Annotated in this window: 20 protein-coding genes; 10 read left to right on the forward strand and 10 right to left on the reverse strand. The window is 65.0% G+C overall.

Features of this window, described 5'->3' with window-relative positions:
- Positions 1 to 5: 5 nt before the first annotated feature.
- Positions 6 to 935: a pyridoxal-phosphate dependent enzyme gene (locus tag ACIGGF_RS18705; protein WP_397522654.1), complete on the reverse strand. Its 930-nt coding sequence runs from the start codon at positions 933 to 935 to the stop codon at positions 6 to 8.
- Between the two features lie 89 nt (positions 936 to 1,024).
- Here ACIGGF_RS18705 and ACIGGF_RS18710 point away from each other — a divergent pair, with 89 nt between their 5' ends.
- The 4 genes from ACIGGF_RS18710 (at position 1,025) to ACIGGF_RS18725 (ending at position 5,357) form a co-directional block, all read left to right on the forward strand.
- The gene (locus ACIGGF_RS18710) at positions 1,025 to 1,906 is read left to right on the forward strand and encodes a dioxygenase (protein ID WP_397522655.1); all 882 of its coding nucleotides are present in this window, start codon (positions 1,025 to 1,027) and stop codon (positions 1,904 to 1,906) included.
- A gap of 274 nt (positions 1,907 to 2,180) precedes the next feature.
- The gene (locus ACIGGF_RS18715) at positions 2,181 to 3,521 is read left to right on the forward strand and encodes a lipase family protein (RefSeq protein ID WP_397522690.1); all 1,341 of its coding nucleotides are present in this window, start codon (positions 2,181 to 2,183) and stop codon (positions 3,519 to 3,521) included.
- Between the two features lie 53 nt (positions 3,522 to 3,574).
- On the forward strand, positions 3,575 to 4,216 hold the full coding sequence (locus ACIGGF_RS18720) for a TetR/AcrR family transcriptional regulator (protein WP_397522656.1): 642 nt from the start codon (positions 3,575 to 3,577) through the stop codon (positions 4,214 to 4,216).
- Between the two features lie 31 nt (positions 4,217 to 4,247).
- Positions 4,248 to 5,357: a CaiB/BaiF CoA transferase family protein gene (locus tag ACIGGF_RS18725; protein WP_397522657.1), complete on the forward strand. Its 1,110-nt coding sequence runs from the start codon at positions 4,248 to 4,250 to the stop codon at positions 5,355 to 5,357.
- Between the two features lie 84 nt (positions 5,358 to 5,441).
- Here the strand turns inward: ACIGGF_RS18725 and ACIGGF_RS18730 are convergent, their stop codons facing one another.
- Together ACIGGF_RS18730 and ACIGGF_RS18735 are read right to left on the reverse strand one after the other, a co-directional pair.
- Positions 5,442 to 6,170, reverse strand: a complete 729-nt coding sequence (locus ACIGGF_RS18730; RefSeq protein ID WP_397522658.1) for an SIMPL domain-containing protein — start codon at positions 6,168 to 6,170, stop codon at positions 5,442 to 5,444.
- 54 nt (positions 6,171 to 6,224) lie between these two features.
- A complete protein-coding gene (locus ACIGGF_RS18735) occupies positions 6,225 to 6,776 on the reverse strand; it encodes a YceI family protein (protein ID WP_397522659.1) in 552 nt (183 codons plus the stop codon).
- 86 nt (positions 6,777 to 6,862) lie between these two features.
- Here ACIGGF_RS18735 and ACIGGF_RS18740 point away from each other — a divergent pair, with 86 nt between their 5' ends.
- On the forward strand, positions 6,863 to 8,521 hold the full coding sequence (locus ACIGGF_RS18740; protein WP_397522660.1) for a dihydroxyacetone kinase family protein: 1,659 nt from the start codon (positions 6,863 to 6,865) through the stop codon (positions 8,519 to 8,521).
- Here ACIGGF_RS18740 and ACIGGF_RS18745 read toward each other — a convergent pair.
- From ACIGGF_RS18745 to ACIGGF_RS18765, 5 genes are read right to left on the reverse strand one after another with little or no spacing between them, the layout of a single operon-like run.
- The gene (locus ACIGGF_RS18745; protein ID WP_397522661.1) at positions 8,505 to 8,990 is read right to left on the reverse strand and encodes a GAF domain-containing protein; all 486 of its coding nucleotides are present in this window, start codon (positions 8,988 to 8,990) and stop codon (positions 8,505 to 8,507) included. The two genes, ACIGGF_RS18740 and ACIGGF_RS18745, sit on opposite strands and share 17 nt — an antisense overlap.
- The gene (locus ACIGGF_RS18750; protein ID WP_397522662.1) at positions 8,951 to 9,655 is read right to left on the reverse strand and encodes a DUF998 domain-containing protein; all 705 of its coding nucleotides are present in this window, start codon (positions 9,653 to 9,655) and stop codon (positions 8,951 to 8,953) included. The genes ACIGGF_RS18745 and ACIGGF_RS18750 overlap by 40 nt, the downstream gene beginning before the upstream one ends.
- A 9-nt stretch (positions 9,656 to 9,664) precedes the next feature.
- Positions 9,665 to 10,714, reverse strand: coding sequence for a hypothetical protein (locus ACIGGF_RS18755; protein ID WP_397522663.1), 1,050 nt, complete (start codon positions 10,712 to 10,714; stop codon positions 9,665 to 9,667).
- A gap of 58 nt (positions 10,715 to 10,772) precedes the next feature.
- Positions 10,773 to 11,204 (reverse strand): very short patch repair endonuclease, encoded by a 432-nt coding sequence (locus ACIGGF_RS18760; protein WP_397522664.1) that lies wholly within the window; start codon positions 11,202 to 11,204, stop codon positions 10,773 to 10,775.
- A complete protein-coding gene (locus tag ACIGGF_RS18765; RefSeq protein WP_397522691.1) occupies positions 11,201 to 12,349 on the reverse strand; it encodes a DNA cytosine methyltransferase in 1,149 nt (382 codons plus the stop codon). Before ACIGGF_RS18765 ends, ACIGGF_RS18760 begins: the two co-directional genes overlap by 4 nt.
- A 180-nt stretch (positions 12,350 to 12,529) precedes the next feature.
- Between ACIGGF_RS18765 and ACIGGF_RS18770 the strand changes: the two genes are divergently transcribed.
- Together ACIGGF_RS18770 and ACIGGF_RS18775 are read left to right on the forward strand one after the other, a co-directional pair.
- Positions 12,530 to 14,323: an ABC transporter ATP-binding protein gene (locus tag ACIGGF_RS18770; protein ID WP_397522665.1), complete on the forward strand. Its 1,794-nt coding sequence runs from the start codon at positions 12,530 to 12,532 to the stop codon at positions 14,321 to 14,323.
- The gene (locus tag ACIGGF_RS18775; RefSeq protein ID WP_397522666.1) at positions 14,316 to 16,139 is read left to right on the forward strand and encodes an ABC transporter ATP-binding protein; all 1,824 of its coding nucleotides are present in this window, start codon (positions 14,316 to 14,318) and stop codon (positions 16,137 to 16,139) included. Before ACIGGF_RS18770 ends, ACIGGF_RS18775 begins: the two co-directional genes overlap by 8 nt.
- On the opposite strand, the gene ACIGGF_RS18780 is transcribed toward ACIGGF_RS18775, so the two are convergent.
- Positions 16,136 to 16,477, reverse strand: a complete 342-nt coding sequence (locus ACIGGF_RS18780; protein WP_397522667.1) for a hypothetical protein — start codon at positions 16,475 to 16,477, stop codon at positions 16,136 to 16,138. The two genes, ACIGGF_RS18775 and ACIGGF_RS18780, sit on opposite strands and share 4 nt — an antisense overlap.
- A gap of 188 nt (positions 16,478 to 16,665) precedes the next feature.
- On the opposite strand from ACIGGF_RS18780, the gene ACIGGF_RS18785 reads away from it, so the two are divergent.
- Entirely contained in the window at positions 16,666 to 17,181 is a 516-nt protein-coding gene (locus tag ACIGGF_RS18785; protein ID WP_397522692.1) for a putative glycolipid-binding domain-containing protein, read from the forward strand.
- Here ACIGGF_RS18785 and ACIGGF_RS18790 read toward each other — a convergent pair.
- A complete protein-coding gene (locus ACIGGF_RS18790; protein ID WP_397522668.1) occupies positions 17,154 to 18,131 on the reverse strand; it encodes a prephenate dehydrogenase in 978 nt (325 codons plus the stop codon). The genes ACIGGF_RS18785 and ACIGGF_RS18790 overlap by 28 nt on opposite strands.
- A gap of 57 nt (positions 18,132 to 18,188) precedes the next feature.
- Between ACIGGF_RS18790 and ACIGGF_RS18795 the strand changes: the two genes are divergently transcribed.
- Together ACIGGF_RS18795 and ACIGGF_RS18800 are read left to right on the forward strand one after the other, a co-directional pair.
- On the forward strand, positions 18,189 to 18,728 hold the full coding sequence (locus ACIGGF_RS18795; protein ID WP_397522669.1) for a tRNA adenosine deaminase-associated protein: 540 nt from the start codon (positions 18,189 to 18,191) through the stop codon (positions 18,726 to 18,728).
- Positions 18,729 to 18,731: 3 nt separating this feature from the next.
- Complete coding sequence (locus ACIGGF_RS18800) at positions 18,732 to 19,187, forward strand: nucleoside deaminase (protein WP_397522670.1); 456 nt, start codon at positions 18,732 to 18,734, stop codon at positions 19,185 to 19,187.
- Positions 19,188 to 19,274 lie beyond the last annotated feature (87 nt).

Genomic DNA, 19,274 nt, shown 5'->3' on the forward strand with positions numbered 1-19,274 from the left:
TGGGTTCACATCCCTGCTTCGCGTAGGCCGAATGCGACTGCACCCCGATGGCCGAACAATCCTGGTAGACCGCCGGAGTGCAGGAGGACGGTTCGTTCGCCCGCCTTGATCGTCGAATCCTGAACGGCAGCAACGAGTCCGGCAGCAGCACGCCCGGAGTAGACGGGGTCCAGCACGAGCCCCTCGGTGCGGGCGACCAGGGCCATCGCTGCGGAGACGGCGTCCGACAACACTGCGTAGCCCTCGCCGACGAGATCGTGCCGCACGCGCAACTGTTCCCGATCGATCGGCCGATTGGCGAAATGTAGGACGCGATCCACTGGGTCCGAGACCGCACCACAGTCGACGCCGAGGACGCGTTCGGCACCGAGTCGGCGGACGAGCCCCGCCATCGTTCCTCCTGATCCCACCGCCGCGACGATGGTGCTCACCGCGGGAATCTCGGCCAGGATCTCGTCGGCGCAGGTGACGTACCCCTCGACGCTGTCCAGCGAGGTGCCCCCGAACGGAATCAACGCTGCCCCCGCGCCCACGTCGGCGACCGTCGCGGCGGCTCGTTCGTCCAATGAATCTGCGCCCGCCCAGACGATGCGCGCTCCGAGCAGCCCGTCGAGCACGATGTTGCCGCTGTCGGCGGGGTCGGGTTCTCCGGCCAGGACGAGGACCACATCGAGGCCCAGGCGTGCGCCGGCGGCAGCGGTGAGCCGGGCGTGGTTGCTCTGGGCTGCGCCGCTGGTGACGAGGGTGGTGGCCCCGGCCTCGATCGCCGCCCCGCACAGCCATTCGAGCTTGCGAATCTTGTTTCCGCCCCCGCCGGGACCGAGCAGGTCGTCTCGTTTGATCCACAGATCTTCCGGGCCCAGCCCCAACGCGGCAGCCAGACGTGGCGCGCATTCGAGAGGGGTGGGGTACTGCGACAGGGTCACCTTGGGCACCTGGTCACTGTAAGTCGTGAGTGGCATTGGCGTCCGTCGACGGAAGTGTTAAGTTGAAGGTTCAACTTAGCTCAATCGAAGGACCCGCCATGACATCAGTGATCAACCCGCCGGTCGCGGGCGCAGCGTTCGACGCGTTTCTCGCCGGCACCGCACCCACGAGTCGATCGCAGCAGATGTGGACCCCGAACGACGGGCCGATGCCCGCGCTGTACTTCAGCCACGGCGCACCACCGGTATTCGACGACGCACTGTGGATGGACGAACTCTTCACGTGGTCGCAGTCGATGCCCAAGCCCAAGGCGATTCTCATCGTCAGCGCGCACTGGGAAGAGGCTCCGCTGAGTCTGTCCGCCGCGGCGGCCGCGACCCCGCTGGTCTACGACTTCGGCGGCTTCGCCCAGCGGTACTTCTCGATGGAATACCGCACGCCCGACGCGCAGGCGCTGGCCGCGCGGGTGGCCGCGGCCATTCCGGCATCGGAGAACCTGCATCAGCACACCGCCCGGGGGCTCGATCACGGTGCCTGGGTGCCGCTGAAGGTCATGTATCCGTACGCGGATATCCCGGTTCTTCAATTGAGCCTGCCGACGCATGCGCCCGATCGGTTGATGGCGATCGGAGGTGCGTTGAAGGAACTTCGCGCCGAGGGGGTTCTGGTCATCGGCTCCGGTTTCATGACGCACGGACTGCCGTTCCTGTCGCGCGAGAATTTCGTCACCAACACCGTCCCGACCTGGTCCGAGGACTTCGACCTCTGGGCGGCCGACGCCTTGTCTCGTGGTGACGTGAGCACGCTCGCCGACTTCCGTGATGCCGCTCCGGGAATGCCGTACGCGCACCCCACCGTCGAACATTTCACTCCGCTCTTCGTCACCCTGGGTGCCGCCGAGAATCCGGAAGCGCCGGTGACCACCACCATCACCGGCTTCCAATTCGGCTTGGCGAAGAGGTCGTTCGCGGTCGCATGACGGACAGGCGCGCACCTGCGCAGTTGGAATCCGTTCAGTACTGAGTCTTTTCGATTCGGGGATTGTTATCCACGCCACTTCGCTCTACAGTTCTGAGCACCATCTCGGACATTGGTGTCCAAGATTGTCGGATGCGCTGTACGAACTGTCGCCGGGGCGCGCGTCTGCGGACCTCCGTTGTCCGGCGCGAAGGAGTTCAACCGTGTCTTCTGCTCGATCTTGGACGCTCCGGATAGCGATCAGTGTGGTGACCGCCGCTGCGGCTTTCGCCGCCATGACAACTCCCGCTGCAGCCGCACCCGATGCGAGCGAGGTGGACATTCAGCCGCCGCTGCCGCCGTTCATCTGGCCGACGATTCCGGAGTTCGACACCGACTTCTACCTCCCACCCGCCGAGGTGGTGGCCGCGGCCGCACCGGGCCAGATCATCGCTGCTCGGCCCGTCGAGCTGGCCACTCTCAACCTCATCCCCACCCAGGTCGACGCATGGCAGCTGTCCTTCCGATCCAACAACGGACGCGACGAGCCGATAGCCGCCGTCACCACGGTCATCAAGCCACGCGGTGTGGCCACGGCACCACGGCCGTTGATCTCCATCCAGTTGGCCGAGGATTCCCTCGCTGCGTATTGCGCTCCGTCGTACGCGATGCGAGCAGGTGCCATTCCCTGGCCGGTGACAGGCGCAGTGACGTCGGGTGCTCAATTCCTCGAAGTGCAGGCAGCGTTGGCGCAGGGGTGGGCGGTGTCGGTGCCCGATCATCAGGGACCGAACAACTCGTTCGCTGCCGGTCCGGTCGCCGGTCGCATCACGCTCGACGGCATCCGAGCTGCCGAGAGCTTCGCGCCGATGCAATTGGCAGGGGAGGCCACCAAGGTGGGGATGAGCGGCTACTCCGGTGGCGCGATCGCCACCGGGCACGCAGCCGAATTGGCCGAAAGCTACGCCCCTGAGCTCGATATCGTCGGAGTCACCGAGGGCGGCACCCCGGCCGAACTCGGGGCCCTGGTCGACAACGCCAACAACACCCTCGGCTCGGGCATCGTCGCGGCCGGCGTCATCGGTGCCAGTCGTGAAGACCCCGAGTTGGCCGCCTTCATCGACGAACACATCGACCCGTTCGGTCGCGCGCTGTTCGCAGCCAAGAACAATCTGTGTGTCGGTTACTCGTCGGTGCTGCTGCCGTTCGTCAACCTGAAGGGCTTCCTGCATACCGAGGGCGACCCGATCCAACATCCAGTGGTGCAGAAGGCGCTCTCTGCGATGAAGCTGGGTGACACCACTCCGAACATGCCGCTCTACGTCTACCACTCCAACCCGGACTGGTTGGTGCCGATCGGGCCGGTCAACGCGATGGTCGACTCGTACTGCAGCCGTCCCGGTGCCGATGTCACCTACACCCGTGACCACTTCAGCGAACACATCACCCTCGAGCTGATCGCCTTCCCGAGCGCTGTGCTGTGGATGCGCGACCGTTTTGCCGGTGTTTCGGTGGAATCGGGCTGCCGAACCAACGATGTCGGCTCGATGGCACTCGACACCCGTGCACATCCGCTCTTCGTCGACGCCGTCGGCGACATCATCGCCGGGCTGTTCGGTAAGCCGATCGGCGAGTGAGGGACCGATCGGCACCAGGGCGGTGAGGGGCATGCCGACTGTAGACTTCCTCGGTGACTGTCGCCGATGGCCAAGGCCGCGTCTACGCCGGGCGATCCTCCGCCGCGCGAAAAGCCGATCGTCGTGCACGGTTCTTGCACGCCGGGATCGAGGTCATCGGGGTACGCGGGTACGCCGCCACCTCGGTGGCGGACATCTGCACTGCCGCCGGGCTGGCGCGCAGTCAGTTCTACAGCGAGTTCGCCAACCGTGAGGCGCTGCTGGTGGACATCTACGACTTGATCCAAGACGACGCGCTGGCCGCAGTCGTTGCCGCGCTCGACGGCCACACCGACCGAGATCGCCGCGCGCTGGTCGCCGCTGCGATGACGGCGCTGGTGGGGTCGATCGGGGGTGACCCGCGCCGAGCGCGTATCTCGTACCTGGAGATGCTGGGTGTCAGCGACGGCGTCGAACAGCACCGGACGCGCCGTCGCGCACAATGGGTCGAATTCTTCGAGGCCACCCTCCGTACCGAAATCGGGTCCGATTTCGTCCCCCCGGGTGGATACCATTTGGCCGCAACAGCATTCCTCGGTGCGCTTACCGAGATCGTCTCCGACTGGTCGCGCACTGCTCCGCCTCGCCCGCCCATCGAGCTCATCGTGGAGACGATGGTTGCGGTCCTGGGGGCGTTCGTTCCCGACCTCAACTGAACTGCAGCCTGCCGGGCAATACAGTGGACCGATGACAGACGCCACCGGTCCACTGGCCGGCCTCGTGGTCGCGGATTTCTCCCGCGTCCTTGCCGGCCCGTACGCGACGATGATGCTGGGCGACATGGGCGCAGACGTGATCAAGATCGAGCGACCCGGAGTCGGTGACGACACCCGATCGTGGGGCCCGCCGTACGACTCCGCCGGTACCGCAACCTATTTCAACTCGGTCAATCGGAACAAGATATCCAGGTTCATCGACCTGCAGTCCGAAAGCGGCATCGTCGAGGCGCAGGAGATCGTCTCCGGAGCGGACATCGTGATCGAAAACTTCCGGGCCGGGACGATGGATCGCCTCGGCCTGGGCTATTCGGCTGCGGCGCAGTCCAATCCCGGTCTGATCTACTGCTCGATCACCGGTTTCGGTACCGGCGGAGGTGCTGCTCTCCCGGGATACGATCTGGTGGTGCAGGCAGTCGGTGGGCTGATGAGCGTCACCGGTCCCGACGCGTCGACACCGACCAAGGTGGGCGTGGCGATGGTAGACATCGTCACCGGTTTGCATGCACTCAGCGGAATCCTTGCCGCACTGCATCATCGAACGAAGACCGGCCGGGGTCAGCAGGTGCACACCTCACTGATGGCGTCGGTGTTGTCCGCGTTGAGCAATCAGTCGTCGGCCTATCTCGGGGCCGGCGCCGTGCCCGTGCCGATGGGTAACAAGCATCCCTCGTTGGTGCCGTACGAGGTGTTCGAGACCGCCGACCGACCGTTGGCATTGGCCGTGGGAAACGACCGACAGTTCTCGGAATTGACCGACGTGCTCGGGATGCCGAACTTGGCTGCGGATGATCGCTTCTCGTCCAACTCCGCGCGCGTCGAGCATCGAGATCAGTTGGTCGACATTCTGACTGCGACGTTGCGCACGCGTACGGCGGACGAGTGGTATCGAGAACTGATGGCCCGCAACGTTCCCGCGGGACCGGTCAATTCCGTCGAGGAGGCATTCGCGTTTGCCGAGTCGTTGGGGCTCGAACCGCGGGTGCAGGTGCCGGGTGCCGCGTCCGAGGGCGTCCGGAATCCGCTGGATTTCTCGGCCACCCCGGTGAACTATCGGCTACCACCGCCCACGGTCGGGTAGTCGACCTGCAACTTGTGCTCCACTCCGGGCCCTCTGTCAGTGAAACCCCGGACTGCCGCTGTGGAGTGGAGCAACCGTCGCCGCCTAGTTCAACGCCCACTTCACCTGTACGGACACGCTGACGGTCTGCTGTCCCGGTTCGATGGGCACTGCCGTGTCGAACGAAGCGGAGTCGCGGAAGGACGCCGGCTGCTCCTGGCCGGTGATCGACTCGGTGATCGACAGAACGTCACCGAGTTCGCCGCCTGCCAGGTTCGCGTACTGCTCGGCTCTACCACGGGCGTCGGCGAACGCCCTGGACCGAGCATCGGTGATCAGCTGCGAATCGTCGTCGATCTCGAACGAGACCCCGGAAATTCGGGTCGCGTTGCCACCGGCGGCCGCGGCGTCGCCCAGGACCGCCGACGCCGTCGACAGGTCGCGCACCGTGACCTGCAAGGTGTTGGTGGCCTGGTATCCGGAGATGGTCGAGTTGCCGCCCGGCAGTGCGCCGGAGTACTGCGGATCGATCGACACCTGCTGCGTCTGGATGTCCTCACGAGCGACGCCGGCGGCGATCACCGCGTCCGTCACCTCGGTGACCGCAGCATTGGCTTCTTCGATGGCGGCGGTGACGTCCTCGGCCATGGCCTGCACACCGATCTGCGTTGTCAACGTATCCGGTGCGCCTTGTACTTCCCCCACGCCGTTGACGTTCACTCCGGGAGGTCCATCGGGGGACGTGGTCGCCGGGCTGCTGCAGCCCGCGGTCAATGCCACGGTCAGCGCCAGGGCCGATGCGCAGGATCCGATCATCCATCTGTTTCGACTCACCGCCGTAGTGTCCACCATTGCAGGTGAATTGAAAAGGCTGCGATTTCGAAAGACTCAGGGTTTGGCGTACTCGGCGTCGAACGTCACGGTCACCTCGTCCACCACCTTCATGGCTCCGAACATCTGTGAATACGGAGTGATCTTGTAATCGGATTGACGCACAATGGTTTCGGAGCCGATACGCCATCGATCTTCGGAGTCAGTGACGTTCACCTCCACAACGATCTCCTTCGACACGCCGTGAATCTCGACCGTGCCTGTCACCCGGAATCCGGGGTCGACGGCAGCGATCTCCGACGAGCGGAATGTAATCGTTGGATACTTGTCGGCATCGAATGTCTTGAGCGCGTTGGCTTTCGCCACGATCTTCTCCGGCCCTATCAAGGGCGTCAGTCCACCCTCGCCGTGGACGACGTCGAGTGAACTCACTTCGGCGCTCAGGGCCACCGCGGTCGGTGCGCCCTCGGACCACTCGACGCTCGCAGTCCACGAGGTCATGTCGATCGTGAGGCGATGACCCATCTTGGCTGCCCTACCGGTGACATCCGTCCGAACAGCCAACTGCCCGCCGTTCGATGCGTCCAGCGTCCAGGTCTCGGTACTCATGCCTCGACTGTATCCGTCCGGCAGAAGCTGTACCGGTGTGGCAAAACCGGCGACGGGACTCAGGTGCTGGTGGTTAGGGTGGAGGTATGTTCTCCAATTCCCCTCGAACATTCGTTGCCGACGCTCTCCGCGGCTTCGTGGCCGCCACCGACGACATCGCCTGGCATGCCGACCCCGGATACCTGACGCGTCGCTATCGCATCTCCGACGGCCAGGTTGCCTTGCTCTCCGGTGGAGGATCGGGCCACGAGCCGCTGCACGCGGGATTCATCGGCCGCGGCATGCTCACCGGCGCGTGCCCCGGCCTGGTGTTCACCTCACCCAACGCCCTCCAGGTGCACGAGGCATCCAAGGCCGTGGACTCGGGCGGCGGCGTGCTGCACATCGTGAAGAATTACACCGGCGACGTGATGAACTTCAAGATCGCCCGAGAGTTGTTGCAGGAGGACGGCATTGTTGCCGACGTCGTTCTCGTGGACGACGACGTGGCGAGCGAGAGCGAAGACGGCCCGGGTCGACGCGGCACCGCAGCGACCATTGTCGTCGAAAAGCTCTGTGGCGCAGCGGCAGAACGTGGCGACAGCCTGCAGGCGGTAGTCGCGCTGGGGCGTCGAACAGTGGAGAACGCGCGCAGCATGGCCGTGGCTCTGCACCCGCCGACGCTGCCCGGCGCGAACGAACCGTCGTTCGATCTACCTGCCGGCGAGATGGAATTCGGCATCGGAATCCACGGCGAGCGCGGCACCGAACGTGTCTCCGAACTGCCCGCCAGTGAGACCGTTGCCAAGCTGACCGAACCAATCGTGAACTCGCTGGGCTTGAAGACGGGTGAATCGGTGATCGCCGTCGTCAACGGACTCGGTGCCACGCATCCTCTCGAGTTGCACCTACTGTTCGGCGAGCTCTCGGAGTTTTTGTCCGACAAGGGAATCGAGATCGCTCGATCGCTGGTCGGCAGTGTCGTCACGGCCCTGAACATGGGCGGAGCCTCGATCACCTTGGTGCGTGCCGACGACGAGATGCTCGAACTCTGGGACGCACCCACCGACGCACCCGGTTGGCCCAACGCGTCCAGTCGTGACGTGACAGCGGTGGGCGAACGCGGCGGATTCGGCCCCACGTTCGAGCCGTCCGATGCAGGCGAGAAATCGGCCTTCGTTTCGGAATGGATCGGGTCGTGGGTACAGCGCGTGCTCGACGAGGAGCCCGCCCTGACCGAGCTGGATCGCAAGGCGGGTGACGGCGATTTCGGAACGAACATGGTGGCCGCACTCGGACAGCTCGATCTTGCTGCAGTTCGGGAAAACTATTCGGCCGCAACAGTATTCGAGGCGGTCAGTGAGGCCTACCTGGGTCACGCCGGTGGTACGTCCGGCGCACTGTTCGGCATCTGGTTCCGCCAGTTCTACCGGACGATGCTGGAGTCGGAGCCCGGTGTCGGGGCTATCGGACAGGCCTCGCGAGCCGGACTGGACAGCATCACCGAACTCGGTGGCGCACGGGTGGGCGACAAGACGATGGTCGACGCCATCGCCCCGGCCGTCGAGGCGTTCGAGAAGGACGGCGGCACCCTGCAACAGGCTGCCGACGCCGCGAAGACCGGAGCGGAATCGACGAAGGACATCACCGCGAACCGCGGTCGAGCCAGCTATGTCGGTGAGGCCGCGCGAGGCGTCGTCGACCCCGGTGCGTTGGTCATGGCCTGGTTCTTCGAGGCGGCTGCGAGTTCTACCCCAGAGAGTTGAGAAACACCTCCGCGATTGCTTCGAGGCCGGCCTGATCGTCGGCGTCGAAGCGATCCGGCACCGGGCTGTCCAGATCGAACACCCCGATCAGGGTCTCGCCCTGGTACAGCGGTACGACGACCTCGGAGCGGGTGTTGGCATCGCACGCGATGTGACCGGGGAAGGCGTGGACGTCGGCCACTCGCTGCGTCTCGCGGGTGGTGGCCGCTGCGCCGCACACGCCTTTGTCCAGGGCGATGCGGACGCAGGCAGGCTGGCCCTGGAACGGCCCGACCACCAGTTCGGTGCCGTCGAACAGGTAGAACCCGACCCAATTGACCTCGGGCAGAGCGTTATACACCAGCGCAGACAGATTGGCGGCGTTGGCGATCAGGTTCGGTTCCTCGAACACGAGGCCACGGGCCTGCTCGGTGAGCTGCTGGTACTGCTCTACCTTGGACCCGTCGAGTTCGGTCGCGGTGAAAGACATCTGCCGAGTCTAAGCGCACACCCCAGCACCACCAGATACAAGGACATACCGCCCACCTGAATTCGCTGGGCGATTCCGAGACCGTAGTCGCCGGGCAGATTGTCGGCGATCAACAGCCAGGCCGTGGCCAGGGTCGTGACGATCAGGACAGCCGAGCCGAGTGTGCGAAGCAGCGGGTAAATGCGATAGCGGAACGCGGCCACCGTGAACGCGAGCATGACGGTGAAGATCGCGAACACCGCGACGGTGCTGGTGAGTGCGTGCAGGTGATGGAGTTGCGGGAACATTTCGCTGGGCTCGATCGGGCAACTCGGATCGTCGGCGGCGACGCACTCGAGGGGAAGTTTCGCGTCGGCGATGGTGGCGATACCGAAGATGCCCGACGCCACCCAGCCGGTGACGACGAGCCGTCGACGCGGGGTTGCGAGGAAGCCCAACCCGGCGGCAACAACCATCAGCGATCCCGTGACAACGTCTGCGGTGGAGAAGATTTCGCGATACGGCTGATCGCGGGCGTCGAGCTCGCTGAGAAACGATCGCGCGGGATCGAGACCGGTGTCGAGGAAGAACTCGGCAACCCACGCCGAGTACAGCAGGCCGGCGACGACCAGGCACAGTGCCGCAACGACTCGGGGGATATCCACGCCCTCAGGTCTCGAACGCACCGATCAAGGCTAGCCAGTGAGCTCGTCCGCAGCTGCCACTGCCAGTGCAATTGCGGACTCGCAGCCGTCCGCCATGACGGACACAGTGGGCACCGTGCGGGCGTCGCGCGCGGCGGAGTCGTCTATCTCGGGCATGCCGAGTACGGGGTTGCCCACCTCGATGTCTGCGGTGCAGGTCGAAGCCAGTTCGCGCGTGTAGACGGAGTAATCGCCCTGCCGGACGGTATCGGTGTCTTTGGCGCGAGTGTCGCCGGAGACATATTCGAGCGATACGTCTAGCATGACGAGGTTTTCGTCCAACGATGCCGAGGACGCGGTGAAGGTGCACCCGTATGGATCCGAATCAGGACTCCACCGGTCGACTGTCCACGTGGCGGGCAGGTGCTCGAGGACTCCGCACGGATCTTTGGTGGCGAGGGGAAGGTTGTACTTGGAGTCGGCACGGAGCGGGGGGTCGTCCAGTAGACCAAGGGCTGACTGCGCGAATGGTGTCGCCGCGGGGCACGCATCCTCGTAGGGGCGATAGACCTCGATGCGGGCGTAGCTGCGACCGGACTTGGTGCGGAAGCCGTCCATGATCCCCGAGTCGGCACCGTCGAACACCTCGCGCAGCGGGAAGGTGATGTTGCACGAGGAGGTCGAAAGGTTGTTCACGTACACCTGCCGGCCGCCGATCGTGACCTCCTCGATGTCCGGATCGTCGGGGTCTGGTGCGTATGCGTCGAGATTGATCGTGACGGAGTCGGTGACCGTCGACTGCCCGGTGATCAGCTCGGCTGTGCACGTGCTCAACTCGCCGTCGGGGCGGAGCTGCACCACTGTGCCGAGGGCGGTCAGATCGTCCTCGGTGAGAAAGCCGCAGGGATCGAGACTGCGTACGAAGGCCGCAGAGTCGGCGAGATAATGGTCTGCCTCCGACATCTCGAATCCGTACCTGTTCTGCGGCGACGAACTGCCTGCCGGGAACGCACTGCCGACCACTACTGCCGCACATCCGGTCGTCGAGAACGCCGTCGCCAGCGCCATCGCTGCGAACATCCAATTTCTACGCACTGTCATTCTCCCCGACTCGAATCGACCGATCATGGGGTTGGACGCGCGGGGAGCGTCGGAGGTTTCAGTCTGCGGCAAGTTCCTCGACTACGCGGTCGGCGGCGAGGGCGGGCTCCTCGTGTTCCCAGATTCGTACGACGCGCCAACCCTCGTCGATCAGTCGTCGGTCGGTATCGCGATCTCGGGCGACGTTGGCGGCCAGTTTGTCGGCCCACCACTGCGCGTTGTTGCGGGGCTTGGTGGCGTGGATCGGGCAGCTGTGCCAGAAGCAACCGTCGACGTAGACCGCGACCTTGCGTTTGGGAAAGACCACATCTGCTCGACGCCGCATGCCCTTCAACGGAGCGCGATCGACGAAATAACGCAAACCTCGGCGGTGCAATGCTTGTCGCAGCGCCACCTCGGGTTTGGTGTCGCGGCGTTTCTGCTTGCTCAGCCGCGCACTGGTCTTGGCGTCGGTGCCTGGGCGGTCGGCGGCTGGGCGGTCGGCGCTCACACCGGAACCCGCTCGGCGTACCCGCCCATGCGCTCGAGGTGGGCGTCGAGGTCGTCGAGAAATCCTGGGGCGAAACGCAGACTGCCGGCTCGGGCTCGCTTGAGGAACCCGGCCGTCGCCCGCGCCGACAGCAGCTTCGAATCGTCCAGAAAGCCGATCAGATCCTCGTACGGTTCGTGCACCGGCATGGTCGATATCGCCACCTTGTACGTCGTCCGATCACGTCCCCACGCTGCTGTGGGCCAGGCCTGACCAGGTAGTAGAGCCAGATCGTTCGATGCGTCGTACGGCTGTGGATCGTCGAGCGCTCGGGCTGCCCACGACGCCATCCGCACACTGACGGCATTGCCGACGAGCTTCCACCGATGCCCAGTTCGGACGCCGGCCCGCTGGACGGCAGGCGACGTCCAGTCCGGATCGAAGCCCTGCAGGCGCTCGGCCCCGATGATGCCGGGCGTGACGATTTCCCCGGACGGCAATCGGACCGCCGGGGGACTGGCGATGCCGAGGGACGACCCGCCCTTGAGTGTCGGCACTGCGTTGACGGCCCAGCCGAGGCCGCGGATGCCCTCGGTCCAGTAGAACCCGCACGGCTGGGTGCTCGGGTCGCCGTCCGGCAACGGGCCCGCGTCCTGGGCGAACAGCACCTCGCGCGGATCGTCGGTGCGCGAGGCCAGCATCACCACTCGCTGCCGACGCTGGGGCAATCCGAACGCCCGGGCGTCGACCACGCGGTAGGCCCACATGTACCCGAGGTCCTCGAGCGCGTCGGTGATGTGCCGCATCGCGGCTCCGCGGCCGAGCTGAAGCATGAACGGCACGTTCTCCATCAGCAGCCAGCGTGGTCCGCGTTGCCGCGAGACCAGTCGGAACACCTCGTCGACCAGTCCGGATCGCGCGCCGGTGATGCCTGCGGTGCGTCCGGCCTGAGACAGGTCCTGGCACGGGAAGCCGGCCGCGACGAGTTCGGTGCCGGTGGGCAGGCTTCGCAGTGTCGTGACGTCGGTGTGCAGCGGAACGTCCGGCATTCTGGTCGACAGCACGGCACCGGCACCCGGATCGATTTCGCACAGCAACTGCGTCGACCATCCCGCCTCGGCCAACCCCAGCTCGAGCCCACCGATTCCGGCGAACAACCCGACCATCGACCGTGCGCTCACGTATGCCCTTCTCTCGCCCGACGGTCCTACGGTACTCGAGACCCAGTCGGCCTTGACCTCTACCGAACTCGAGGTTTCACACTGGAATGCACGCGGCCGAAAATCGGTTGGAAACTGAGCCTGTGCAATGAAATCATTCGGGCACAGCACTAAGGAGAACAACACGTGTCCACGGGAGTGCTCGATCCCGAAACCCGAACAGTCGATCAGCCGAACCCGAAAGTCGTGCGCACGCCGACCTCACTGCAGAGGTTCGCGCCATTCCTGGCCCCGTACAAGTGGTTCTACATCGGCTCCATCGTGGTCTCGCTCATCGCAACCATGACCGGTCTGATCATCCCGCTGGTGATGCAACGCGTCATCGACGGTCCCATCACCGACGGTGATTTTTCCGCGGTGTGGTGGCCCGCCGCGTTGATCCTTTCGCTCGGTACCATCGACGCACTCGGCATCTGGGTGCGACGCTACCTGGTGTCCCGCCCGTCGAGTCAGTTCGAGATCACGGCTCGGGCAACGGTATTCGACAAGCTGCAGCGACTCTCGGTTGCTGCGCACGAAAGTTGGGAATCGGGTCAGCTGCTCTCTCGTGCCATCGCGGACCTCGGTTCGCTGCGGCGATTCATGGCGTTCATCGGCCCGTTCATCATCATCAACGCCGTCACGCTCGTCGCGGGTATCGGTGTATTGCTGGTCCAGTCATGGCAATTGGGGTTGATCATGCTGGTGACGTCGGTGCCGTTGCTGATTGCCTGTACCAAGTTCGAGACGCTGTATCGCGTCGTTGCGCGTGACGCTCAGGATCAGGCGGGCGATGTCACGACGACGGTCGAGGAATCCATCCAGGGTATTCGCGTTCTGAAGGCTTTCGGTCGAAGTGCGCACCTGGGCAAGCAGTTTCTGCGCCAGGCTCGTACTCTGCGCGGCACCGAGCTGAAAAAGGTGCGCTACCTTGCGATCATCTGGGCGGTGATCGTCGGGCTGCAACCGATCACCATCGGCGCGATTCTGGCCGTCGGGACGTACTCGATCGTCCAGGGCACGATGACGGTCGGCACGTTGGTCGCCGCGATCGCCATCGTCACCTTCCTGTTGTGGCCCATCGAATCGTTCGGCTACCTGTTGGCCGAACTGAACAATGCACGCACGGCAGCGGATCGGTACTGGGAGATCATGGACACTCCCGAGACCGTCACCGATCCGAAGAATCCCGTCCAATTGCCCGACAAGGTGCACGGCAGAATTCGGTTCGACCGCGTCGGATTCACCTTTCCCGACGCGTCCTCGCCGCTGCTGGAGAACGTCGATTTCGTCGTCGAGCCGGGGGAGACCGTCGCGCTCGTCGGAAACACTGGCAGCGGAAAAACCGCGCTCACCAACCTGATTCCCCGGTTGTTCGACGTCACCGAGGGATCCATCACGATCGACGGCATCGACGTGGCGTCGATGAGATTGTCGGATCTGCGCTCCATCGTGTCGGTGGCCTTCGAGGATCCGGTGCTGTTCTCGGCCAGTGCGCGAGAGAACATCGCGCTCGGTTCTCCCGGAGCCTCCGATGCCGAGATCGTCGAGGCGTTGGAGATCGCGCACGCAACCGATTTCGTCGAGCAGTTGCCGTGGGGCCTCGCCACGCGCATCGGCGAGCAGGGCATGAGCCTGTCCGGTGGACAGCGGCAGCGACTCGCGTTGGCGCGTGCGGTGCTGGGCAGGCCTCGGGTGTTGGTGCTCGACGACCCGCTGTCCGCACTGGATGTGGACACCGAAGCGAAAGTGCAGAAGGAGCTGCGGCGTGTGCTGGCGCATTCGACGACAGTGCTGGTGGCACATCGGCCGTCGACCGCTGCGTTGGCCGACCGAGTGCTCTATCTCGAGAACGGAACAATTGTGGAGCAGGGAACGCACGAGGGACTGTTGGCGTCGTCGCCGCGGTACCGCGAGGTGATGGGGTCGATCGATGGCTGAGCAGACCGCAGCTGCGGACTGGCGCGGCGTCGGCGGCGAGGATTCCGAAGTCGATGCCACCGGAAACCTGGTGTTGGCCGGGCGTTCTCGACGGTTGCTGGCCTCGCTGGTGCGTCCGTACAAGAAGCAGGCCCTGCTCTCGTTCCTGATCATTCTGGTCGACAACATCACCTATGTGGCCGGACCGCTGTTCGTCGCCTATGCCTTGGACAGCGGCGTCGGTGCTGCGGGGCAGGGTGATTGGGGCCCGCTCCTGTGGGCGGTCGGCGGTTACATCGGGTTCGGGCTGCTCGGAATGTTCACCACCTATGCCTTCCTGACGGTCTCGGGACGATTGAGCCAGAACATTTTGTACGACTTGCGCGGTCGAGTGTTCGACCATGCTCAGAAGCTGAGTCTGTCCTTCCACGAGAAATACACCTCGGGACGGTTGATCTCTCGACTGACCAGCGACGTCGAGTCGCTGCAGACCCTGCTCGAGAGTGCCCTCAACGATGCGCTGACGGCCATTCTGTCGATGGTGTCGATCGCGATCATTCTGGTGTATCTCGATGTGCCGATGGCGATGATCGTGCTGGCCGGCTTCGTTCCGCTGGTGCTCGTCACCCGGTGGTCGCAGCGGCGGCAACGCCAGGGATACCGTCGAACACGGGTGGCCATCGCGCGCGTGGTGGTCCACTTCGTCGAGTCGATGGGCGGAATCCGTGCCGTACAGGTGTTCCGGCGCGAGGGTCGCAACGATGCGATTCTGAGCACCGAGGACTCGGAGTACCGGGACGCCACCACGGCAGCACTACGCGGCATGGCCAGCTACACCGGCATCGTGCGCTGGATCGGCAACGTCACGCTCGCGATTATCCTGGTGTTCGGTAGCTGGCGAGTGATCAACGGCCACATGGACATCGGAGTACTCGCGGCGTACGTGTTGTATCTGCGACGGTTCTACGGTCCGCTCGACGAGCTGGCAATGGTGTTCAACGCCTACCAGTCCGCCGCGGCCGCACTCGAGAAGATCTCCGGTGTGCTCGAAGAGGAGCCGTCGGTGACAGCACCGAAGAATCCGGTGCAGATGGGGACGGTGAAGGGCGACATCACGTTCGACGGCGTGCATTTCTCCTACGGGTCCGAGCGCGTCGTGCTGCCGGAGTTCTCGTTGCATGTGCCCGCCGGTCAGGTGGTCGCGATGGTCGGGGCGACCGGGGCCGGAAAGTCCACACTGGCAAAACTGTTGGCGCGCTTCTACGACCCCACAGCCGGGGCCGTGCGACTCGACGGCATCGACATGCGGGACATTGCCGACGAGGACCTACGTCGCAACGTCGTCATGGTGACGCAGGAATCGTTCCTGTTCTCCGGTTCGGTGGCCGACAACATTCGGCTCGGACGTCCCGACGCGACGGACGCCGAGGTGCGGGCGGCCGCGGACGCCGTCGGACTGACGGAGTTCATCGCGTCGCTACCGGAGGGAATCGACACCGATGTGCGCAAGCGCGGAGGCCGATTGTCCTCGGGTCAAAGGCAATTGGTGGCTTTCGCGCGAGTGTTCCTCGCGGCGCCGTCGGTGATCGTGTTGGACGAGGCCACCTCGAGCCTGGACATTCCGAGCGAGCGGCTGGTGCAGCGGGCACTCGAAACGATCCTGCAGGGACGGACGGCGTTGATCATCGCGCACCGCCTGTCGACGGTGGCCATCGCCGATCGGGTACTCGTCATGGCCGACGGGAACATCGTCGAGGACGGAACGCCCGCGGACCTCATCGCGGGGGAGGGGCGATTCGCGCATCTGCACGAGGCGTGGGAGGACTCTCTCGTTTAAGTCCAGGGCGTGATGGGCGGCTTGACCCACATGATCTTCTCGTCGGCGTGTAGGGGCGTCGCGCCGTCGTGACCGGGGTGTTCGGCTGCCCAGGCGGATTTACGGTCGAGCAGCTCGGCCACGATGGTCCACGTCTCCATCGTGCTCGGTGGATGCAGGTCGGCGGCGCGGGCGAGTTTTCGGCGGACGGCGTCGGTGAGGTCGAGGAGTTCGGCACCGGTGATGCCGCGATCCCAGACATAGCGTGCCAGGGCCGTCGCCTTGTCCTGTCGACTCTTCGCGGCCTGTTCTGAATGTGCGAAATCGAACTGCCCGCCGCCCGTGTTCTCTGTCGTCACGGGGATCACCTTAGTAATCTGCGATAAAAGTTGCGTCCGCTTGTTCTCGAGGGGGGCTCGTCGCCTACCGTAGGTGGGTGATCACTCAAGCATCGGGTGCAGAGCACGCCTCCGTCCCCGCAACCGGCACTACCGACGCGAAAACCTGGCCCTCGATCCTGACGTGGCGAGCGCACGACGTTTCCCGCATGGAATCCGTACGGGTGCAGCTCTCCGGCAACCGAATCAAAGCTGCCGGACGCATCATCGGTGCCGCGTGCAGCGATCATCCCGCCTTCAGTGCGTCCTACGACCTGGTCACCGACGAGTACGGCGTCACCAAGCGCCTCTCGGTGCGCACCTCCCTCGCCTCCGGCGATCGGCAGGCGTCCGTCAGCCGAGACGACGAGGGCTACTGGATGGTGGAGAACAGTGCCAGCCATCAGCGCTCGACCTACGGCGGCGCACTCGATGTGGATATGGTGCTCAGCCCGTTCTTCAACACCCTGCCGATCCGCCGCTTCGGACTGCACACGCAGGTCCAGGACCTCGAGGTCCCCACGGTCTACGTCAATCTGCTGGACCTCAGCATTCAGGAAGCCACGCTGACCTACAGCAGTGGTTCCGAGGGTATCCACGTCATCTCGCCGGTGTCGACGTCGTCGGTCACGGTCGATCCCGATGGATTCGTTCTCGACTACCCGGGGTTGGCCGAAAGGATCTGACGTACGACGCCACCGCGTCGACCCGCGTCCTGCAGTGCCTCTCGCCACCCCGGCTCACCCGGGGTAATGCCGGTGATGTCGAATCGCTGATGCTGTTCGTACTGCATCCGCGCTGCGTGGCCGTCGTCGACGAGTGTTCTCGTCGAGTTCTGGTCCAGTTCCTCGCGCGCAGCGATGAGCGCTTGTAGAGCCTCGTCCAGCGCGGTTCGCAGAGCGGCAGCGTTGCCCTCGGTCATCGCCCGAACCAGATTCGGCGACGACGACGCCACCCGCGTCCCGTCCCGGAACGAGCCCGCAGCCAGGCCCAACGCCAGTGGGCCACCCGCGGCCCCGACGATCGCCAGTGCCTCGGCCAGCAGATGCGGCAGATGGGAGATTCGGGCGACGGCGCGATCGTGCTCGACGCTCTCGGCCGGAATCACCACCGACCCGCAATCCAATGCGAGCCGGGCCACCCGGACCCACACGTCGGCGTCGACTCCCGGGTCCGTTGTCACCACCCACACCGCGTCGACGAACAACGTGGGGTCGGTAGCCGACCAGCCGGAGTGATTGGTACCCGCCATCGGATGCCCGCCGACATACCGGTCCTGCAGTCCGCGAGCAGCGACGGCGGCGGCAACCTCGGCCTTGACGCTGACGACATCGGTGATCGGGGCGGTCGGTGCATGCTCGGCGATGGCACTCAAGACCGAGTCGACGGCCGGCATCGGAACGGCGATGACGATCAGCGCATTTTCATCGGATGCCCTGGTCAGAGCGGCCGTCAGATCGGTGCCGACATCGTATCCGTCGGCGGCCGCCCCGGAGATCGAGTCGGCCGATCGGTTCCATCCCCACACCGGCCGGCCGGCGTCGTGAGCGGCCCGCAGGATCGAGCCGCCGATCAGTCCGAGACCGAGAACGCACACCGAGGAAGAAGTCACCCGATCAGATTGGCACAGGTGCATGCCGTCGACGGGAGGTGGACTTCGAATACCGACCCCTACCGGACTACCGTTGCGCGCATGGCCGCACAGCGCGCGAAAGACAATCGTGCAACCGCATCGGAGTACGACGACCTCGAGGGATTCGGCGTTGCAGTTGTCCGAGAGGACGGCAAGTGGACGGTGACGCCGCTGTCCGACGACGCACTGACAAGCCTGTCGGCGGCAGAGACCGAATTGCGTGAACTGCGCAGCTCGGGCGCAGTGTTCGGCATGCTCGACGTGGACGAGGAATTCTTCGTGATCCTGCGTCCGGCGCCGAACGGCACGCGCCTGCTGCTGTCAGACGCGGTCGCCGCAGTGGACTACGAAATCGCCGCCGACGTGCTCGACGCGTTGAACATCGAAATCCCGGACGTCGACCCCGACGAACTCGACGACATCGAACCCTACGAAGAAGGCGACCTCGCCCTGCTCGCCGACCTCGGACTGCCCGAGGCCGTGCTGGGCATCATCGTCGCCGAGACCGACGACTACCCCGACGAGCAACTGCAATCCATCGCCGAACGCCTGGGCTTCGAGGACGAGTTCGCCGCAGCGGTGAACAAGCTGCGGCGGTAACCGATGGTCGTGTCCGACGCGGACATGATCCGCGCAGCGCTCGCGGCTGCGGCCGAGGCATCGGACGCCGATGTACCCGTCGGAGCCGTCGTGTTCGACGCCTCGGGACGTGAGATCGCCCGGGCCTGCAATGCGCGGGAGGCGTCGGGAGACCCCACCGGACACGCAGAAGTGCTCGCACTGCGTCGAGCAGCGGCCGTCCACGGCGACGGTTGGCGACTCGAGGGCTGCACCCTGGCCGTCACGTTGGAACCCTGCACGATGTGCGCCGGAGCGCTGGTGCTGGCCCGCGTCGGAGCTGTGGTGTTCGGTGCTTGGGAACCCAAGACCGGAGCCGTCGGCTCGCTGTGGGACGTCGTACGAGACCGCCGTCTCACCCACCGGCCACAGGTTCGTGGGGGTGTGTTGGAAGCGGAATGCGCCGACGTGTTGACCCACTTCTTCGAGCGCCGAAGGTAACGATCCCATCACTCACTGGCCCCGAACCGCTTTTGCGGGGACTGTGGACGGCAGAGCGTAAAGCTGCGCTCCGAACTTGCGAAGGAG

Source organism: Rhodococcus sp. NPDC078407 (assembly GCF_044542515.1).
Classification (GTDB): Bacteria; Actinomycetota; Actinomycetes; order Mycobacteriales; family Mycobacteriaceae; genus Rhodococcoides.